Here is a 20,718-nt window from a genome sequence, read left to right as displayed (position 1 = left end):
AAAGAGGGAGAGTCATGTATCATAAAACAACGCCATACCGCATCTTCAATGTGTTTAATATTTGCTTACTAGTGATGTTGTCTATCATGTGTATCGTTCCACTGATTCATGTGTTGGCGGTATCATTTAGTGCTAAATCAGCAGCAGATGCCAATCTGGTTGGACTGTGGCCAGTGCAGTTTTCATTAGAAGCCTATAAGAAGACAATGAATAACCCGATTTTTCTGCACTCCATCTGGATTTCTGTCTGTCGGACTGTATTGGGAACCGGCTTGACACTGCTGATTACCTTTTTAGCTGCTTATCCACTTTCAAAGGAAACATCTGTGTTCCGTAGCCGAAACGTATATTCATGGTTGTTCGTGTTCAGCATGATTTTTAACGGTGGTCTGGTTCCATTCTATATGGTTATTCAAAAGATCCATCTCATGGATAGCTTCTGGGTACTTGTTTTGCCAGGAGCGGTCAACACATTTCTGGTCATCCTTATGTTGAACTTTTTTAGAGGAATTCCCAAAGAGATGGAAGAGGCCGCATTGATCGACGGAGCAGGACATTTTCGGACATTGTTTAGTATCTTTTTACCGATATCCATGCCTTCCATTGCGACGATTGCGCTGTTTAGTATGGTATTTCATTGGAACTCCTGGTTTGACGGTCTACTCTATTTGAGCAATGCAAAGGACTATCCGCTCGCGACGTTCCTGCAAACTGTAATTATTCAGAAGGACATGAGTTCCATGAGCATGAGTCCAAAGGAGATGGAATTACTTTCTCAAACGACGGTTAATGCAGCGCAAATTTTCATTGGTGCAGCGCCTATTCTCATTGTATATCCATTTTTACAAAAGTATTTTGTTAAAGGTATGACGCTAGGTTCCGTCAAAGAGTAATAGAAATAATAAGGAGATGATTTACAGTGACGTATCAAAACATAACTAAGTACCCCCCGATTAGTGAGCGAATTCCACGTATGCTGCATGGAGCGGACTATAACCCGGAGCAATGGCAGCATTACCCTGAGGTGTTAGCGGAGGATATTCGTCTAATGAAACTAGCCAAATGTAACGTGATGTCTGTTGGCATTTTCTCATGGGTATCATTGGAGCCTGAGGAAGGTGTATTTACGTTTGAGTGGCTGGATCGTATTCTGGATTCGTTTGCTGAGAACGGAATCTATGCATTTTTGGCTACTCCTAGTGGAGCAAGACCAGCCTGGATGTCACAAAAATATCCTGAGGTGCTGCGTGTGGAGGCTAACCGTGTTCGTAATCTGCACGGGTTTCGCCATAATCACTGTGCTACATCGCCTGTTTACCGGGAAAAAGTACGTATCATGAATACGAAGCTAGCCGAGCGTTATGCTAACCATCCGGCTGTTATTGGCTGGCATATTTCCAATGAATTTGGTGGAGATTGCCACTGTGATTATTGTCAGGAGGCATTTCGCGCTTGGGTCCAGGATAAATACGGTACGCTGGACAAGCTAAATCACGCATGGTGGACGACCTTTTGGAGTCATACGATTACGGACTGGAGCCAAGTTGAGTCCCCGGCACCTCACGGTGAAACACAGGTTCATGCCATGAATTTGGACTGGAGACGGTTTGTGACCGATCAGACCGCAGATTTTATCAAGCATGAGATTGTGCCGCTCAAGGCTGCAAATCCAGCAATTCCGGTCACAACCAATTTGATGGAGTTTTTTGAAGGATTGAACTACTGGAAGTTTGCTGATCTGCTCGATGTTATATCCTGGGATAGTTACCCAACATGGCATGATCGTGAGGGAGATGATAGCCGTCAGGCTGCTAAAGTGGCCATGATGCATGATATTATTCGTTCAATCAAGGGAGGTAAGCCTTGGATGCTCATGGAGAGTACACCAAGTTTGACGAACTGGCAAGACGTTAGCAAGCTGAAGCGGCCGGGAATGCATCTGCTCTCGTCTTTACAGGCTGTGGCACACGGGTCAGACACCGTTCAATATTTTCAGTGGCGGAAAAGCCGCGGTTCGAGTGAAAAGCTGCATGGTGCGGTTGTCGATCATGTCGGACATGAGCACACTCGGGTATTCGGGGATGTGACCCATGTCGGTAATACGCTGGAAAAATTGGAGGAGGTTATCGGTACATCTGTACCGGCGGAGGCCGCAGTCATTTTTGACTGGGAGAACCGTTGGGGAATCAACGATTCACAGGGACCGCGGAACAAAGGTGTAAAATATGAAGAGACAGCTGAAGCGCATTATTTGGCGCTGTGGGAGCAGGGTGTGCCTGTAGATGTCATTCATATGGATGCAGATTTCTCCAAATACAAACTTTTGGTAGCTCCGATGTTATATATGGTCCGCAGCGGTGTGGGGGAGCGTATACAGAAGTTTGTTGAAAACGGTGGTATTTTCGTAGCAACCTATTGGTCTGGTATCGTAGATGAACATGATTTGTGCTTCCTTGGAGGCTTTCCGGGCCCGCTTCGTAAGACGCTGGGGATCTGGTCGGAAGAGATTGACGGATTGCATGATCATGACCGTAATCACATTTTGCCGGTTGAAGGCAATGAGCTGGATCTGCAAGGGGAGTATGAAGCTGTAGAATTGTGTGATCTCATTCATACAGAGGGTGCAGAGGTACTGGCTGTGTACGGTTCAGACTTTTATGCAGGACGCCCAGCTTTGACGGTGAACCGTTTGGGACAAGGAAAGGCTTATTACATCGCATCACGCAACATCGGACTATTCCACAGTCATTTTTACAGAAGTTTAATTGATGATGCAGGAATCAGTAAAGCGCTCAATGTGAAGTTGCCTCATGGAGTGAATACGGCGATTCGTACCGATGGAGTTCATGATTATATTTTCATATTGAATTTCACGCATGAGCCGCAAAAGATTATGTTGGATGGACGAACTTATGCGGATATGCTTGAAAATCATGTGATAGAAGATGGTAGCATTCAATTGGATGCCTACGCTGTTAAGGTTTTAAAGACAGAGCGCAATAAATAGAACATGATATATTAAGTGTGATCTCTATCGTTTTCCCGAGTGGGAGCTGGTAGATTGGTCAGAGGCAATGAGAAGTATACAATTCGGATGGGAGATGACTTATGAAAACAGGTAACCGCACGATGGTATTTGCGATGTTGATCTTGTTATCCAGCTTATTGTATCCGTTCGGTTCTGTAGGGTTGGGTGCGGCTTCGGCCGCCCCTGCTTTCGCCAAAGGAGCAGATATAAGCTGGGTAGCAGGAATGGAAGCGCAAGGTATGAGTTGGAAGGATAAGAAGGGTGTTCGTCGAGATATACTGCAAATTTTGCGAGATGACTATCAGATCAACGCGGTGCGTATCCGTGTGTGGGTAAACCCTGACATGAAAGATTATGCAAGCGGATACATGAATGCCGAAAAGGCAGCAGAACTGGCGCAACGAGCTAAAAAGTTAGGTATGAGCGTTATGCTGACTCTACATTATAGTGATTCTTGGGCAGATCCAGGGCAACAGAACAAACCTTATGCGTGGCGCAATTTCACATTTACACAACTTATGGATGCAGTCTGGTCCCATACGGTCTATGTTATGAACACGATGAAAAGCAAGGGGGTAACACCGGACTGGGTGCAGATCGGTAATGAGACGAACAATGGAATGCTCTGGGAAGACGGCAAAGCTTCGGTGAACATGAAAAACTATGCGTGGCTCGTCAACACGGGCAATAACGCTGTAAAATCGGTAAGCAGTAGTACTAAAACGATCGTACATTTAGCCAACGGGGATAACAGTTCTGTGTTGAACTGGAATATCGGCGGACTGATTGATAATGGAGCTCAGTTTGATCTCATCGGACTGTCTCTGTATCCCTCTCCTGCGGACTGGCAGGGCAAGGTGGATCAGACGATTACCAATGCCAATAACCTCATTGCCAAATACGGAAAAGGCATTGTCATCAGTGAAATCGGGATGGAATATAATGAACCTGCGGCTTCCAAGGCATTTATATTTGCAATCAAAACGAAGGTTCGGAACATCGGAGGCGGTAAAGGTACAGGGGTATTTTATTGGGAGCCTGCTGCAACTCCAGGTTACAATCAAGGTTATAACAAAGGTGCTTGGCAGGCTGACGGTAAACCAACCTCAGCTTTGGAAGGATTTATAAATTAAGAAGTATGTAAGAGTAGATCAAAGAACCTCTAGTTCGCATTTATCAGACTAGAGGTTCTTTATTGTTATCTAGGGCTCTTGGAAGTTATAGGATTAGGCTTCTCGGTTCACCTTGAAGAACGAAATGAGCTCTTCCAGCTCGCCGGACATCAATGTAAGCTTGTCAGAAGCTTGGACAATAGAAGCCATAGACTCAGCCTGTTCTCCAATAGTATGCTGAATTTGTTTGCTGCTGTCGACTGTTTTGCTAACTGTGGAAGACAGCTCGTCAGAGGTAGCTGACATTTCCTGCGTGCTGGCTGAAATCTGCTCCGTTGCACTGGATACTTCCTGGATTTGTGACGACACTTTATTAGACGCATCTAAAATTTCAGAGAACATTTCGCCTGTCTGCTTCGTAACTTCTAGCCCAATCTGAACTTCTTTTGTACCAAGGCTGATGCCTTTTACAGTCTGTTCAATTTCTTTTTGGATTTCTTCAATAAGCTCTGCAATTTGTTTGGCAGACTCTTGAGACTGTTCAGCCAAATTACGCACTTCTCCCGCTACGACTGCAAAACCTTTGCCTTCTTCACCGACTCTGGCAGCTTCAATAGAAGCGTTCAGTGCAAGCAGATTCGTTTGACTGGCAATGCCTGTAATGATGCTGACGATATTGCTGATTTCGTTAGAACGGTTCTGCAGCGCATTAACGGAATCAGCTGTACTTTCCATTGTAGTGGAGATAGAGTCCATTTGAGCGGAAAGCTTTTGGGCTACCTGATTGCCTTCAACGGAGCGTTTTTCCATAGAATAAGCTTGATCGGCTACGGAAGAGGAGCTCTCCGCAATGGTTTGGATAACCGTCGACATTTCATTCATAGCTCTGGAGCTTTCAAGTGCTGCGTGATCCTGAGCTTCAAGCCCTTGGGTTATTTCCTGAATATTGCTGTTAATGACGTTCGTATTCGTACTGTTTTTCTCGCTAATGCTTAACAATTCCTGGGCAGATCCCGTAACTTCTTGCGTGGTATCCTGTACTTTCACCATTGTATCGTTAAGGTGTTTGATCATTGAATTAAATTTTTGATTGATAATGCCAAGGTCGTCCTCGCCTGTCTTGATTTTTACATTCAGATTTCCCTCGCTGACTTCTTCAATGCCCTTCATCAGGCTACGAATCGGGGAGAGGGTGCGTTTTACCAGTAAATATTGAATCGTTAAGAAGATGGCAAGAAACAGAATGAGCAGTGAAACACCGTATACAAGCAATTTATGAAGGCCGGTAGGTACAGAGCTCGCATCTACGTCAAAGTAAATCGCACTTGTGACTTTCCCGCTAGCATCTGTAATCGGGTAAACAATAGTAGTCCATGTGCCATATTCGTCCGTGTAAAAGCTGCTTAATGCTGATTCATTAGATTGAAGCATCTTTTTTACGGCTTGTGCATTTTCGTCAGGAAGAGTGTACATGTCCCCAATGTTCATCTTTAAGTCTTGGAAAGCTTGGACTAAATTTGTGGGAACGCCAATAATGGAAGTTTGATTTCCTTCTTTTAGTTCTGTGCCGAATATGTAAGCTTGGGCAACGTTAGGATAAAGTGTGTGAATAGAATCGAGAAATTTGCGTAAATCTTGTTGCACAGAGCCGTTATAATCTTTTTCATTCAATGCTTGTTGTACTTTTGTTTTATCAACATCTTCTGCCCATTTTTTAGTCAATACCTTAACTTGGTCTTGCAGCTGCGTGGTGAGAATGTTCTTTTGAAGTATATAGCTGGATGTGATGAGAATAGCTCCTATTAATACGATGTTAAGAAAAGAGATTAATAGATTTTTACCAAAAAAGGACATAGTTCTCCACTTCAAGTTTTTCACGTTTTCTTCTCCTTTGAATTAGCGATTTAGTTTCATATACAACCTATCCCATATATATTTCGACAATTTGCTTTCTAATTGTTAGGTATTTATTAAAAGGGAGAGTAGAAGGTTATACAAAAAGAACGGCGGCCCCCGAGTGAATGAAACGATGGGGCCGCCGCTTGTCGGCAAACTGGATTTATGTTGTTTTTCCAACTCAATTCTTACTAAATCACTTTATTGTTCAGACAATATTTAAAAAATAAGATAAATGAGGACAAACGGGTTTGCTTTACACCTATAAATACCTGGATTGCATTGAGGGTTCTTAACTTTTCTGTCCCTTATAAAAGAAGTGAAATGAGCAAGGGTAGTGAAATGAGCGATAAGACTGAGCTAATAACAAATGCAGATGCAGCTTCCGTTTCCAGTGTTTCATAACGGGTAGCAATCATAGCGGCCACAGCCGAGCCGGGAAAAGCGACAAGCAGTACGGCTTTGCTTACATCTTCATGGGATAGTCCTATCAGAACAGCAATACCGAGCATAACAATAGGCATCACGATCGCTTTCAGCACAGCGATGCTAAGTGCTTTTGGACTGAACGTAATCTTTTTGATACCAATAGTTACCCCGATGGCAAATAGGGCTGTACCAGCAGTAATATTGCCGATTTGATCAAACATGGATTGCAAAAGTTTCGGAGCGTGGAATCCACATAGAGTCAATACGACACCAAACAAAGGTACGCAGGCAAGCGGCTCGCTGAGTCCATGAAGGACTGATTTCATAGTGACTTTAAATAAGTTGCCTTTAGTGCCGTCGGATTCTGTTGTTTTGCGCTGGCCGACCGTTCCCAAAATACTTGCAAGCGGATCAAGAATGGCATTAACGACGATCCCGGTAATTGCAATCGGGATGGCGACTGCCGCACTTCCGAACAAGCTGCCCAGAACCGGAATTCCCATGAATGCAAAAGAAGGCTGTGTTGAATTCAATGCGAACATAGAGGATTCAGTCAGGCCTTTTTTGGCAATTAAGCGATAAACAATGAGCAATACAATATAAAAGCCGATTACACCAAGTAGCAAAGCCACAAGAAAGGGCCACTTTTGAATCAACGTCTCTCTTGGTGTCGTCGTAATCCCAATAAACAAATGTGCGGGTAGAGCAAACTTCGTCACGAGTGTATTTAATCCCTTAGAAGAAGCGGGGTTAAAAGCTTTAAACAATCCTGCGAAATAACCAATTAAAATGACAAAGAAAATAGGAATTAAGATAATAAAAATATGACCTGTAGCCATGATGTCGCCTCCAATGAAGATGTCCGCCAAAAATGGCGGACATCAGTTAAATAATCACTTTGCGTATGCAAGTATAAATTTGATGTTGTTCGCTATTTTTTAAACCAGGACCGCTTCCTGACCATATTGTTTGATGGGTTTATATTTACAGTCCCACATCGCATCTCGAACTGCTTGTGCGATATCGTCCGGTTGATGACGCGCTACTCCATCCTGAACTGCTGCCTTGGCCACAGCCACGGCTACCGCTTCAGATACTTCGCGTAATTCATTGATTTTTGGCAGCAGGGAAGCACCAGGCTGCGACAAATCCACCATTTGAGCTACTGCATGGGCAGCTGCAGCAAACATGCTATCTGTTATGATTTTGGATTTTACCACGATTGCGCCAAGACCAAGACCCGGGAACACGAAAGCATTGTTGGATTGCCCAATTTCAAACTTAATATTGTTATAGATCACCGGCTCAAAAGGACTTCCTGTGGCAATCAGGGCTTTTCCTTCGGTCCAGTGGATCAAATCTTGCGGAGTTGCTTCTGCAAGTGGAGTCGGGTTGGACATAGGCATAATTATAGGACGTTCTGTATGTTTGGCCATTTCTTTAACGATTTCCTCACTAAATGCCCCACTAACACCGGAAGTACCAATCATAATCGTCGGTTTCACGCGGCGAATGACTTCAAGCAGAGGGATTTTTCCATCTTCAGCATGTTCCCAGTCACGGCATTCTGCAGCATCACGCGCATAAGGAAGCTGAAATGGAAAAAGTCCTTCTGTTTCGTTGGTAAGCAGGCCACGGTAATCATAAGCCCAGAAGTTACGTCTTGCTTCTGCTTCTGACAGTCCTTCCAGCATCATGGCGGCGCTAATTTGGTCTGCATTGCCGATTCCGGCAGCTCCTGGACCAAAGACTAGAACCCGATGCTTGCTCAGTGGGATTCCGGACAATTGAACACCGGACATCACACCTGCGAGTGTAACCGCTCCAGTACCTTGAATGTCGTCATTAAAAGTCAAAATACTATTTCCGTATTTATTGATAATGTTCCGTGCATTGACATTGCCCAAATCTTCCCAGTGCAGCAGAGCATTCGGGAAAAAGGAAAGTGCAGCCTGAACATAAGTGTCAATAAATTGATCATATTGTTCTCCACGTACACGTTTGTGACGATTCCCCATATATAAAGGATCTTCCAATAGCTTCTCGTTGTTTGTACCTGCATCAAGAACAACTGCCAGCACCCGGCTAGGATCTATACCAGCAGCAGCTGTATACACAGCAAGCTTACCAATAGAGATATTAATACCTCCGACTCCCCAGTCCCCGATTCCCAAAATACTCTCGGAATCTGTGGCTACGATCAGGTCGATATCATCAGGGTCCAGGTTCAAATTCTTAAAAGCCTCTTCGATACCCGCCAGATTATCAATAGATAAATACATACCACCGGGCTTGTGATATTCATGACTGTATTCCTGTATAGCCTGGCCTACTGTTGGTGTATAAACAATCGGGAGCATTTCGCTTAGGTGCTCAGAGAGCAAACGATAATAAAGGACCGTATTGCGATTAAAAAGATCATTTAACGCAACATTTTTACGCAAATTATCCGGTTGGCTCTGAAATTGCTCGTAAACCCGTTGAACCTGTTCCTCAATAGTTAATATCGTAGGAGGAAGGAGACCGTCAAGTCCAAGTTGTTTCCGTTCTTCCAAGGTAAAAGCCACTCCTTTATTCAGCAGTGGGTTGGCAAGTAGATCTTTTCCGGTTAATTTGGTTTCGATAGATCCGTCTTCCGTAAAATGAAAAGCACGCATTTTTAATTCCTTCTTTCTAGAAAATTACATTTAGTTCATCCTTGAACAATTCGTGAACAAGTATACGCCTTATTTTAAACCAAGTGAACAAGTATGTTGTGTGAAAAATGGTTATATAAGTGTTTACATAAGAGAAATTATGAAAATAAAAGCGATTTTCAATGTTTTTAAATGAAAATTTCATTTAATTTTCATAATATTTTCGGAAAACATTGATCAAATGTGATAATTATCATAGTTTTTATAGGTGTGATTCGATTGAGTGTGCATGAAAAATAGCTTAACTTCATTTTATATAAACGAAGTTAAGCCATTTTTTGGGCTATAGGGATGGTTGAGGGACAATTCAATGCTTCGCAGCTTTATATTTTTCGCAGCTTTATATTTAATGAATATCAGGCATTTAATTCTCCAATGCGATTGACGGCTTCATCAGTAACTGTAGCAGAGCGTCGCATCCAGCTGTTACGCCATTTCAATTGCATTATGATGACGAGGGTAAAGGCACAGAACGTAAGTAGGCTCAGACAGATGAAGCCCGGCATATAGGAACCCGTTGATTTGTACAGATGACCCAGTATAAGAGGGAGAAAGTACCCGCCTATGCCACCAGCAGCGCCGACGATGCCGGTCATGAGCCCGATTTCGTTGCCGAAGCGCTGCGGCACGAGCTGGAATACAGAGCCGTTGCCAGCGCCAAGGCACATCATGCCTACGAACAGCAGCACAACTACCACGGTAAGTGGCGGTAAAAACGCAATGCCGGCGAGCATAATCCCGGCCCCCGCATACAAGTACATTAGCATGCGTGAACCACCAATCCGATCGGATAAAAAACCACCTACAGGACGAAAAAAGCTTCCGGCAATCACACAAACGGTTGCAAAATCGGCGGCATGTACCGCGGAGAGGCCATACTGGGTATTGAAGAAAATAGTCAAATAATTAGAAAGGCCAACGAATCCGCCAAACGTCACGCAATAAAAGGCACAGAATACCCAGGCATCCCTCTGTTTGAGCACCGAAGCATATTGCGACAGATTTTTTGGTGCCGGGCGGTGAGGGCTGTTGCGGGCAAAAATACTGAACAGAATGAAGACGATTAAGATGGGGAGGATGGCCAATCCGAAAACGGCTTCCCAACTGCCAAAATGTTGAGCAATGCGGTTGGCGAACAAAGTCGCAAGGACGGTACCACTATTACCGGCTCCGGCAATTCCCATAGCCAAGCCTTGATGCTCTTTGGGGTACCATTGACCGGCTAACGGCAGCGCAGCTGCAAATGAAGCTCCAGCTACGCCCAGGAGTAGGGCAACAACGTATAATTGCTCCAGCGAATCAACCCACAGCCAGCCGAGCAAAAGCGGGATGATCGTGACAAGCATACCAATCTGTCCTGTGAGCTTGGGACCGATATAATCCGACATGAATCCGAGCACGAGCCGCAGCAGGGAACCACCGAGTATGGGTAGAGCGACAAGATTGGCTTTTTGTACAGGGTCCATTGGATAATCATTGGCAATTACAACGGCCAACGGTCCGATCATCCCCCATATCATAAAACTGATATCAAAATACAGAAAGGAACCAAATAAGGTGGGCTTGTGTCCGCTTTTCCAGAAACTTTTTTTGTTCATTCTCCATCTCTCCTGTTCTAATTGTTGTTCTTTGTCTGCAAAATGTAATTTGAACATGAAAAGCCGCAAATCGCCCCTACATGGTATCTAGGAAACGGTTTGCGGCTTCATTGCCGTGGTTGACACACTTCATTGTGAGTCGACTTGGTATGATCACGTTGGAGTGATTTTAATTCAAATTATAAAAAAGGATCTAATGTATGTCAATATACATAACACAAATTCGAGAAAAAAATTAAATAAAAGGTGAAAATATAGTTTTCATGTATTGAATGTTGACATGACATTCACAATTCAGTAATCTTAGATACATATCGGCACAACGATGTGCCGACTTTTACGGCAACGGTGCCCTTTTCCATTGAATGGAGAAGGGCTTTTTCTGTCTTATTTTATTCGGAGAATGGGGCTGGTTTAACATGATGAAAAAACTGGTCGTCGTCGGCAATGGTATGGCAGGCATCAAATGTGTGGAGGAAATACTCAATTTGGAGCCAGAGCGGTTCCAAATCACGATATTTGGTGCAGAGCCCCGTCCCGGGTACAACCGAGTGCTCCTGTCCAAAATGCTTCAGGAGGAGAGCTCATTTAAACATATCGTTACCCATGACTGGGACTGGTATGAAGAGAACGGGGTAAAGCTGTACGCGGGTGAACGCGTCTGTCGTATTGATGTTGCAGCCGGGATGGTGGAAACGGAATCCGGCATGAAAGAACCTTATGACATGCTCATATTGGCAACGGGCTCATTGCCTTTCATGCCGCCCATTCCTGGAGTGCGAAAACAGGGAGTAATTGCTTTTCGTGATGTGAATGATTGTGAAACCATGGCTAGATATGCCAAAACATACCGCAGGGCCACGGTTATCGGAGGGGGGCTGTTAGGACTTGAAGCTGCTCAAGGCCTGCTGAATCTAGGGATGGAAACTGAGGTTGTTCATAATGCGCAGTATCTTATGAACCGTCAGCTTGACCGGACGGCAGCTGTGCTTCTGCAGCGAAAGTTGGAGGAACAGGGCATGAGGTTTCATTTGGCGAAGGAAACGGTCAACATCATAGGCCGAAACAGGGCACAAGGCTTGATGTTTGCGGACGGGAACAGGCTGGACACGGATTTGGTTGTGCTGGCGGTTGGTATCCGACCGAATATCGAATTAGCTCAGGATAGCGGTCTGACTGTAAACCGCGCCATTGTCGTGGATGATTATATGCGCACGAGTATTCCTGGTATTTATGCCGTTGGCGAATGTGCTGAGCACCGGGGGATTTCATACGGACTGGTGGCGCCGCTATATGAGCAGGGCAAAGTGCTGGCAAAAGTTATTTGTGGTCGTGAAACGGCTCCCTATGAAGGGACGATTCCGTATGCGCAGCTCAAGGTAGCGGGGATCCATGTGTTTTCCGCAGGAGACATTCGCGATGAGGGAAACGAGACAGCAGTTATGGAATATAACGGGATGCTGGAGGTTTATAAAAAAGTGATGATGCACGGCGGTGCTGTCACTGGCGCCATTTTGTACGGAGATACGGCGGAAAGTACCTCGTTGCTCGGAATGGTACGGCGCGGGGCGTCCGCTACAGAGCTTACATCCCGGGATAACAGCCGGAGCAAAGCAGAGGATGCGGCAGCCGCACTGCCGGAAGAAGAAACGGTATGTGCGTGCAACGGCGTGAGTAAGGGGGCTATTTTGCGAGCGATTGCCACGGATAAGCTGAAGACGGTGGAAGAGGTGAAGAGCCGGACCAAAGCGTCCGGTTCCTGTGGGGGATGTCGGCCGCTGGTGGCTGCACTGGTCAAAAATAGTTTGTCCCGATCCACAGATTCCGGACCTGTAGTTACTCCAACCGCCCAAGAAGTTGTCCCTGTGTGTGGATGTACGCATTACGATCATGATTCGCTTAAAACAGCTATGGTGGACGCAATCTGTCAGACTCCAGGTGAAGTAGTATCCCGTCTCGGTTGGACTAGACAGCAGGGGTGTGAATTGTGTCGTCCGGCTGTACTTTATTACTTGGAATCTCTCGGGTTGCGCGACAGATCTGCGACAAATCCATTAGGGGCTGGCGTTGCGGTTCAGGTCACACCGCAGTACGGAGGAGAGGCGCCCTCTGCGGGTCTGCGCTTTACGAACCTAAATGCCGAGGATCGGTCTTTTGTTGAGTCGGATCTGATGGATCAGGCATTTGTAGAAGTAGCCTGGCTAAGAGAGCGGTTGGCAACTTTATGGGGAAGTCTCGCATTGCCAGCGTTAGTTACAGTTGCTATTTGTCCTGGATCGGCGTATCCCGGAGGTGTACTTGTCCACGATATTGGAATATCTCGTTCTCCAGCAGGCTGGGAGGTCTATGCGGGTGGCCATGCAGAGCATCCGGTTCGCCAGGGGCACCTGCTTGGATTGGAGGAAGACCCGACAGAAGCGGTTCTGCTGACTGCAACTTGCTTGCAAATATACCGACATAGTGCCCGGTATGGGGAAAAAATGTGGGAGTGGATTGAAAGGACTGGTGTTCTGGCATTACGGGAAAGTGTGCTTGACGCTGCTCTTCGAAGTGGTCTAGCGGGTAGTCTGCGGACCACAATGCTGACAGGATGACGGGTTGAGTTGGAGTTATGGCGAATTATCTATCGTGCAGACGATAAAATTCCGAAAAATGGCGAAAGGAAGGTGGCTTTGATGTGTCAGTCGGGAGAAGGCAAACCGGAAGCTGGGCTACATGTACCGTCAGTAATGGATACGCAGTGCCCGTTTTGCAGCGTGCAATGTAAGATGACCGTTAGCACGGGTACAGAGACACTTGCGGGTATCATTCGTACAGTGTATAAGGCGGAAGGGAAGCATAATGCAGCCTCGCAGGGTAGGTTGTGCATCAAGGGAATGAATGCGCATCAGCATGCGACTCATGCGGAAAGGCTGGTACAGCCCCTCATTCGCAAAGAGGGTCAACTGGTTCCCGTCAAGTGGGAGGAGGCGTTGGATACTATAGCTAGCAGTTTCTCTACGCTACTGTCCACACAAGGTCCTGATGCAATCGGAATTTACGGTGGAGGTTCACTCTCCAATGAAACGGCTTATTTACTCGGCAAATTTGCAAGAGTGGCTGTAGGTACGCGATATATCGACTATAACGGGCGCTTCTGCATGTCGGCAGCGGCATCCGCTGGCAGTAAAGTGTTTGGCATTGATCGCGGACTGACCTGCAGGCTGGCTGATATTCCGTTGGCTCGTTGTATTGTGCTCGCAGGTACGAATATCGCTGAATGCCAGCCGACCTTAATGCCTTACTTTCACCAGGCGAAGGAAAACGGCGCCTTTGTCATCGTAATTGACCCGCGCGCGACACCAACGGCGGCCGCCGCTGATTTGCACCTGCAAATCAAGCCGGGTACGGATGCTGTGCTGGCCAATGCCATGCTAAAGGTCATCGTGGATGAGGGATTTGCGAATGAAGAGTTTATCCGCAAGCGGACCAACGGCTATGACCAGCTGTTGACTCATTTGAAGGGTGTGGATCTGAGAGAATCGGCTGCGTTGTGCGGAATTGAAGTAGAAATGATCCAGCAGGCAGCACGTGCCTTTGGCAGTGTGGAGACGGGCATCGTTTTTACGGCCAGGGGTGTTGAACAGCAGACAGATGGACATATGGCGGTGCGTGCATTTCTTAATCTGGTGCTGGCCACTGGCAAGATTGGAAGGGAAGGATGCGGTTATGGAGCTATCACAGGTCAGGGAAACGGGCAAGGGGGACGAGAGCACGGCCAAAAGGCTGACCAGCTTCCTGGTTACAGATCGATTGAGGATGAAGAAGATCGAGCCTATGTGGCGTCCGTATGGGGAGTGAAACCAAGCAGTTTGCCAGGAAAAGGGGTGTCCGCCTATGAAATGATGGAGCTTGTCCATCAGAAACAAATCCAAGCTTTGTTCGTGATGGGCTCTAATCCTATTGTATCTAACCCGAATGTCCGGCTGGTGGAGAAAGCCCTCAAAAAGCTGAATCTGCTGGTTGTGGCGGATATGTTTCTCACGGAAACCGCGCGAATGGCTGACGTCGTTTTGCCTGTGACATCTTATTTGGAGAATACGGGGACGATGACCAATCTGGAGGGCCGCGTTCTGCTACGGGAAGCGGCGAGGCCCGCACCAGGCGAGGCTAGAGATGACTGGAACATTTTGTGTCAGGTGGCTGCAAAGCTAAACAAGGGCGGCTATTTCTCGTACAGGGATGCCGAGCATATCTTTGAAGAACTGCGGCTCGCCAGCCGGGGCGGTCCTTCCGATTACTACGGGATCACATACGACAGGCTGCGTCGTGAAGAAGGAGTATATTGGCCATGCCCGTCTACGGACAGAGCCGGTATGGATACAATGTTTCGGGAAACCTTTGCCCATTCTGATCAAAAGGCTGTTTTTACGGTGGTTGAAAGCTGTGGAGCAGGAGAGGAGATATCAGAGGAGTACCCGCTTATTTTGACGAACGGCCGTGTACTGGCTCACTATTTGACCGGTGCACAAACGCGCAGAAGTCCGTCGCTGGCCGCGCGAGAGATTGAGAATTATGTGGAAATTCATCCGCGGACAGCGCGACGCTGGCACATCAGGGACGGGGAGTGGGTAGAAATAGCATCACAGCGCGGCAGCTTCACTGTCCGCAGCCGGATCAAACCACATATCCGCGAAGATACGCTCTTCGTGCCCATGCATTGGGGTGGGATACAAAATGTTAATCGGGCGACCCGCCCTGATCTTGATCCGTTCTGTCGGATGCCTGGCTTCAAAACGGCAGCTGTACGCATCCGTCCCCTTCATCTGGCTGCAGCCGCAACCAGTGCAGATAACGAGGAATGGTCGGAGTTCTAGAGCAGGACGGAGTAAGTGACTTTTTCTTTGCATAAAAGGCCAGCCCCCTTGTATGAGTGAGGGAGCTAGCCTTTTTGAGTTGGACAGTTTAGGGCTCGTAATCACAGACTGCGTGACGCCAGTAATTATAAATGCAATCGGGTTTCAGATCTGTCTGCTCCCGTTTTTATTTCTGTTCTGAGCATGGCTTCCCGCCAGTGACAATACAAACCCCAGGCGTGCCCATTTTCTAGCAGCGGTTTGCAGGTATACAAACCTTCCTCTATGGAGTCAACTCGCCCTGCAACGAACAGCCGGACCGCACTGTTGAGTAACACTTGATTCGAAAAGGCTATAGAAGCTGTGCCTTGTAGCACTTCCTCCGTAATGCGCAGTTGTTCAGCGGGGGTCCAGTTATGCTCTGGTACCACCGAATCCAGTCCGTACATTTCCGGATCAATAACCTGTAATGATACCTCGCCGTTAGCAAGCAGGTAAGTCCGGGTCGGCCGATCGATGAACAGATCCTCCGATCCTTCGCTCCCCTGGACGATCAGAGCTCTGTGGTAATTCAGATTTTGTATGAGTTTCGCCGTCTTTTCGAACACAGTATTGTGGAAAACGCCGAATACAATATATGGGGAAGAACCGTAATCAACCAGTTTCTCGGCAGTATTCAGCACTGTGCGAAGCCCCAGTTCTTCGCGAATGGGCCGCATATCTCGCAGGGGCACACACCACTGTTCGGAGGCTACGAACAGTACACCAGTCAGCTTCGCGGCATGAACGGCGATTTCACGCGTCATGTTCCGGGGCGTTACTCCCATTTCCTGCAATAAAAGCGGGAGCGTAACACCCCATTTGGGAGGGAGGGGTGCACTACCATGCATCGTTACAGGAATTCCGCATGAGGCGAGTAGAAAGGCCGTTGCGAAGGTGGCAATAAATGAAGACTTCCTGCCATCATACGGACCGGCGAAATCAATACCTTTATGCATCGGGTAGCGATGGGTATATTTACGGCAGACGTTTACGAATGCTTCCAGCTCGCCAACACTCTCCATTTTAATGCGCTCCGCGGCAAAGAAAGCTCCGATTTGAGCAGGGGTTGCTGACTGGGTCATAATAAGTTCGGCAGCAGCTTCGGCTTCGGCGTAATTCAGATCCCGGGCGCCCCTTTTGCCACGACCCACTTCTTTTAATATTTCTATGATATTCATGTTCAGGCCCCTTTCAGATTTATGCTTTTAGCATTTGCTGTGCTTTGACGATGGAAATTGCCACATCAACGATACGTTTGCGTTCGTTCATTGCTTTTTTCCGCAGCACATCATATGCTTCCGCTTCCGGGATACCGTTTACTTCTCCAAGTATTCCTTTCGCCATATCAATCCATTTGCGTTCTTCCAACCGAGCGGTCAGTTGCTTGCGTTCACTTTGCCAGTGCTGGCGTTCAAAAAAGCGTTTGGCACTAAAATGAAGAGCCCAATTCAGCTCATGGGCTGCCATAGAAGGGGTTAGAATGCCATCAACAGTGACATCAGCTTCACAAGCCTCTGTCGATGATAACGCTGATTCTGCGCTGCACCACCAGAGCAACGGGACTGCTTTGGCTTGCTCCAGCCTGCCACCCCACATGCTGATCGTGCCGACAGGCATGTCTAGTACCGCCGCATCTGCATTAAGGATTAGCTGTTTGATTTCAGATTCATTGCGGCAGGGCAGAGTTAGGTATCCGTTGGATTCTAAAAGGTTTTCAGGTCCTGCCTGCCATGAGGAAACGGCGTGTGTCTGCTCAGATACATGGTCAGAATGTAAGTGAATTACCAACAAGGAACGCAAGCGGGCTCCTCCTCTCTGTAATATGAAGGGTAGTTAGCGATGGGGATGGTATTCATTGATAACAAATATGACATTGGATTTTATCCGTTTGCTTTATTTTTCCACCATCATCAAGTTAAAACGGACTTTTAAACCATTTTGGCGTGTTTTGGTCTGAAAATCAATCCTAATTTTGTAGGGGAGTGATATTTTATACGTCATAGACATGTTACATGGTGATAAAATATAATTTTTTATAAGTTAATGCGTAAGGAATGTTGACATATCATTTGAACCATTATATATTAGCTACAATACTTTTTAATTCCATACTCTGATGGATACAACGGCGTATTCGATGAAACGGCAATGGAGCCTGTTTTCTCATGTGGGGGATATTTTGAATCCCCATATGTGAAGCGGGCTTTTTATGTTTTGAGGATACAAATGGAAAGGGAGTGACCTGATGAACAATATCCAAAAGTTAGTGTTGATCGGCAACGGAATGGCGGGGATACGCACTCTCGAACATTTGCTGAAGCTTGCACCAGGTAGCTATGAGATTACGGTATTCGGGGCCGAGCCCCATCCAAACTATAACCGGATCATGCTGTCTTCCGTTCTGGCGGGAGGGGCTGGTTTGCAGGATATTGTCATCAACGACTGGAGTTGGTATGAAGACAACAATATTCGATTGTATACCAATGATCCTGTCACAGCTATCGACACGGAAAAGCAGCAGGTGACATCACGCTCCGGCGTATGCATCTCTTATGATTTGTTGTTGTTGGCAACGGGGTCTAAAGCCTTTATTCTGCCGCTTCCAGGGGCCGACAAGGATGGTGTTATCGGTTTCCGGGATATTCGTGACTGTGAAACGATGATGGAGACGGCGAAGACGCACAAAAAAGCAGCCGTCATCGGTGGCGGATTGCTTGGACTAGAGGCAGCCAGGGGGCTGCTTAACTTGGGGATGGACGTCACAGTTATCCATATTAACGGATATATTATGGATCGGCAGCTGGATGAGGCTGCTTCCCTTATGCTACGGCGCGAGCTGGAAGAGCAGGGAATGACATTTCTGGTCAATAAGCGGACGGCGGCTATAACAGGACGTCGCCGCGTGGAAGGGTTGAAATTTGCCGATGGCAGCGAGTTGGAAGCGGATCTGATCGTTATGGCGGTAGGCATCAAACCAGACATTGAACTGGCGGTGTCGGCGGGAATCCCTGTAAACCGCGGGATCATCGTAAATGATCACATGGAAACGAATATCCCCGGCATCTACGCCGTTGGAGAATGTGCAGAACACCGGGGAATCACTTACGGGCTGGTTGCTCCATTATATGAGCAAGGTGGTGTACTGGCTCAGCGACTCGCGGGAATGGAGACTCCCGGCTACAGTGGTTCAGTTACCTCGACAAGGTTGAAGGTATCGGGTGTCGACGTGTTTTCAGCAGGGGATTACAAGGATGAACCGGGAACACGTTCCCTGCGGTATCAGGATGATATTGGTAGCGTCTACAAAAAAATCGTAATCAAGGAAGAAAAACTGATCGGAGCCGTTCTGTTTGGGGATACGTCTGACGGAGCCATGCTGTTTTCGTTGATCAAAAGTGGCGAGTCGGTGGTTGGCCGAGAGAAAGAGTTATTACTTGGCTTCAATCCTGGTCAACCAGAAGCTAGTGGCTCCATGATGCTGGAGCAGATGCCTGATGACGAAATTGTATGTGGATGTAATGGTGTATCCAAGGGTGACATTGGAGAGGCGGTTGCGGCTGGCTGCCGGAGTGTCGGGGAGATTAAGGCATGCACAAAAGCATCGGCCTCATGTGGCGGCTGCAAGCCATTAGTGGAGGGACTCTTACAGCTATACGCAGGCGCAGAAGCCGGAGAAACGATGAAAGAGGGTATTTGTAGTTGTACGACGCTTGACCGGGAAGCGATCATTGATGGCATTCGGGAGATGGGATTAAAGAGTGTCAAAGAAGTGATGAATGTGCTGGGATGGAACGAACCGGAAGGTTGCACGAAATGTCGGCCGGCCCTCAATTATTATCTAGGTATGCTATGGCCACTGGATTATGAAGATGAGAAGGAATCCAGATTTACGAATGAACGGTACCATGCCAATATACAAAAAGATGGCACCTATTCTGTCGTGCCCCGCATTTATGGAGGAGTTACTTCACCTGCCGACCTGAAGAAAATTGCTGCTGTCGCGGAGAAATACAATGTGCCTCTGGTTAAATTTACGGGTGGTCAACGTCTTGACCTGCTTGGTGTGAAAAAAGAGGATTTGCCAGGGATCTGGGCCGAGTTGGATATGCCGTCTGGATATGCCTACGGAAAGACGCTGCGAACGGTTAAGACGTGTGTAGGTAATACCTTTTGCCGCTTTGGCACGCAGGATGCTATGGGGATGGGCATCCGGTTGGAAAAGGCATTTGAACGTCTGAATGCTCCATCCAAAGTCAAACTGGCTGTGTCCGGTTGCCCGCGTAACTGCGCTGAAGCGACGATCAAGGATTTGGGCGTCGTTGCTATTGACGGTGGCTGGGGGATCTACGTTGGAGGTAACGGGGGTATCAAGGTTCGGGCAGCTGAACTACTTTGTACCGTTAGAACCGAGGATGAAGTGATGGAATGGACCGGTGCCTATCTGCAGTATTATCGTGAGCAGGCCAATTGGAACGAACGCACAGCCCATTGGTTGGAACGGGTCGGAGTGGAATCCATCAAACAGGCACTTTCGGATGCAGAGACGAGGAAGCAACTGGTGACCAGAATTGAAGAGACATTAAGCACGACGACTGATCCGTGGCACGAAATTATTCACAACGAAGAGCTGCGCAAAAATTTTGTGCAGCTGCCGGAACTTAAGCCAGTAATGGAATAGGGGGCTGACAAAATGGAGACCAATACGACAACCAACAGAATCAGAATAGCTAATTTGAACGAAATTGACCGACGTGGAGCAAGGACAGTTCGCATTCATGATACAGAAATAGCTGTATTCCGTCTGAGCGATGGCAGCGTGCATGCACTTGAGAATCGTTGTCCGCACAAAGGGGGACGGTTATCCGAAGGAATGATATGTGGCTCAGCAATCCATTGTCCGCTCCATGACTGGAAAGTTGACCTTTCCACTGGCCGGGTGCAAGAGCCAGATACTGGATGTGTGACTGCTTACCCGACGGAGATTGACGGTGAGAGCGGGGCGGTTTATATCGTAATCTAAGAGTTCTATGCGTATTGTGCTGAGGTCCTGTTTTTTTTCTTCTATATAAATAGAAGGATTAA

13 protein-coding genes are annotated in these 20,718 nt (G+C 47.0%); 7 read left to right on the top strand and 6 right to left on the bottom strand.

Annotation, left to right across the window (positions count from 1 at the left end; genetic code table 11):
- The first annotated feature begins 14 nt into the window (after positions 1-14).
- The 3 genes from ACYCS5_RS01960 to ACYCS5_RS01950 all read left to right on the top strand — a co-directional run bounded on the left by ACYCS5_RS01960 (position 15) and on the right by ACYCS5_RS01950 (position 4,161).
- Positions 15-893, top strand: a complete 879-nt coding sequence (locus tag ACYCS5_RS01960) for a carbohydrate ABC transporter permease (RefSeq protein ID WP_029517680.1) — start codon at positions 15-17, stop codon at positions 891-893.
- Between the two features lie 26 nt (positions 894-919).
- Positions 920-3,007: a beta-galactosidase gene (locus tag ACYCS5_RS01955; RefSeq protein WP_318627886.1), complete on the top strand. Its 2,088-nt coding sequence runs from the start codon at positions 920-922 to the stop codon at positions 3,005-3,007.
- Between the two features lie 101 nt (positions 3,008-3,108).
- On the top strand, positions 3,109-4,161 hold the full coding sequence (locus tag ACYCS5_RS01950) for a glycoside hydrolase family 53 protein (RefSeq protein ID WP_069010561.1): 1,053 nt from the start codon (positions 3,109-3,111) through the stop codon (positions 4,159-4,161).
- Positions 4,162-4,254: 93 nt separating this feature from the next.
- Here the strand turns inward: ACYCS5_RS01950 and ACYCS5_RS01945 are convergent, their stop codons facing one another.
- From ACYCS5_RS01945 to ACYCS5_RS01930, 4 genes are all read right to left on the bottom strand, one after another.
- A complete protein-coding gene (locus tag ACYCS5_RS01945) occupies positions 4,255-6,018 on the bottom strand; it encodes a methyl-accepting chemotaxis protein (protein ID WP_459760716.1) in 1,764 nt (587 codons plus the stop codon).
- Positions 6,019-6,344: 326 nt separating this feature from the next.
- A complete protein-coding gene (locus ACYCS5_RS01940; protein ID WP_341039604.1) occupies positions 6,345-7,304 on the bottom strand; it encodes an AEC family transporter in 960 nt (319 codons plus the stop codon).
- 99 nt (positions 7,305-7,403) lie between these two features.
- The gene (locus ACYCS5_RS01935) at positions 7,404-9,122 is read right to left on the bottom strand and encodes an NAD-dependent malic enzyme (RefSeq protein WP_459760715.1); all 1,719 of its coding nucleotides are present in this window, start codon (positions 9,120-9,122) and stop codon (positions 7,404-7,406) included.
- A gap of 395 nt (positions 9,123-9,517) precedes the next feature.
- Complete coding sequence (locus ACYCS5_RS01930; RefSeq protein WP_029517674.1) at positions 9,518-10,759, bottom strand: nitrate/nitrite transporter; 1,242 nt, start codon at positions 10,757-10,759, stop codon at positions 9,518-9,520.
- A gap of 419 nt (positions 10,760-11,178) precedes the next feature.
- Between ACYCS5_RS01930 and nirB (ACYCS5_RS01925) the strand changes: the two genes are divergently transcribed.
- Together nirB (ACYCS5_RS01925) and nasC are read left to right on the top strand one after the other, a co-directional pair.
- Complete coding sequence (nirB, locus tag ACYCS5_RS01925; RefSeq protein ID WP_459760714.1) at positions 11,179-13,353, top strand: nitrite reductase large subunit NirB; 2,175 nt, start codon at positions 11,179-11,181, stop codon at positions 13,351-13,353.
- Positions 13,354-13,434: 81 nt separating this feature from the next.
- On the top strand, positions 13,435-15,615 hold the full coding sequence (gene nasC, locus ACYCS5_RS01920; protein ID WP_459761291.1) for an assimilatory nitrate reductase catalytic subunit NasC: 2,181 nt from the start codon (positions 13,435-13,437) through the stop codon (positions 15,613-15,615).
- A gap of 125 nt (positions 15,616-15,740) precedes the next feature.
- Here the strand turns inward: nasC and ACYCS5_RS01915 are convergent, their stop codons facing one another.
- Together ACYCS5_RS01915 and ACYCS5_RS01910 are read right to left on the bottom strand one after the other, a co-directional pair.
- The gene (locus tag ACYCS5_RS01915; RefSeq protein ID WP_342444230.1) at positions 15,741-16,814 is read right to left on the bottom strand and encodes an anthranilate phosphoribosyltransferase; all 1,074 of its coding nucleotides are present in this window, start codon (positions 16,812-16,814) and stop codon (positions 15,741-15,743) included.
- Positions 16,815-16,833: 19 nt separating this feature from the next.
- Positions 16,834-17,436: an ANTAR domain-containing response regulator gene (locus ACYCS5_RS01910; protein ID WP_029517669.1), complete on the bottom strand. Its 603-nt coding sequence runs from the start codon at positions 17,434-17,436 to the stop codon at positions 16,834-16,836.
- A 445-nt stretch (positions 17,437-17,881) separates the two neighbouring features.
- Between ACYCS5_RS01910 and nirB (ACYCS5_RS01905) the strand changes: the two genes are divergently transcribed.
- On the top strand, positions 17,882-20,314 hold the full coding sequence (gene nirB, locus ACYCS5_RS01905; protein WP_241113302.1) for a nitrite reductase large subunit NirB: 2,433 nt from the start codon (positions 17,882-17,884) through the stop codon (positions 20,312-20,314).
- Between the two features lie 12 nt (positions 20,315-20,326).
- A complete protein-coding gene (gene nirD / locus ACYCS5_RS01900) occupies positions 20,327-20,656 on the top strand; it encodes a nitrite reductase small subunit NirD (protein WP_029517667.1) in 330 nt (109 codons plus the stop codon).
- Positions 20,657-20,718 lie beyond the last annotated feature (62 nt).

Source organism: Paenibacillus sp. SEL3 (assembly GCF_054602585.1).
The sequence above is the reverse complement of the archived record's forward strand: the minus strand, read 5'-3'. Positions and strand labels throughout refer to the sequence as shown.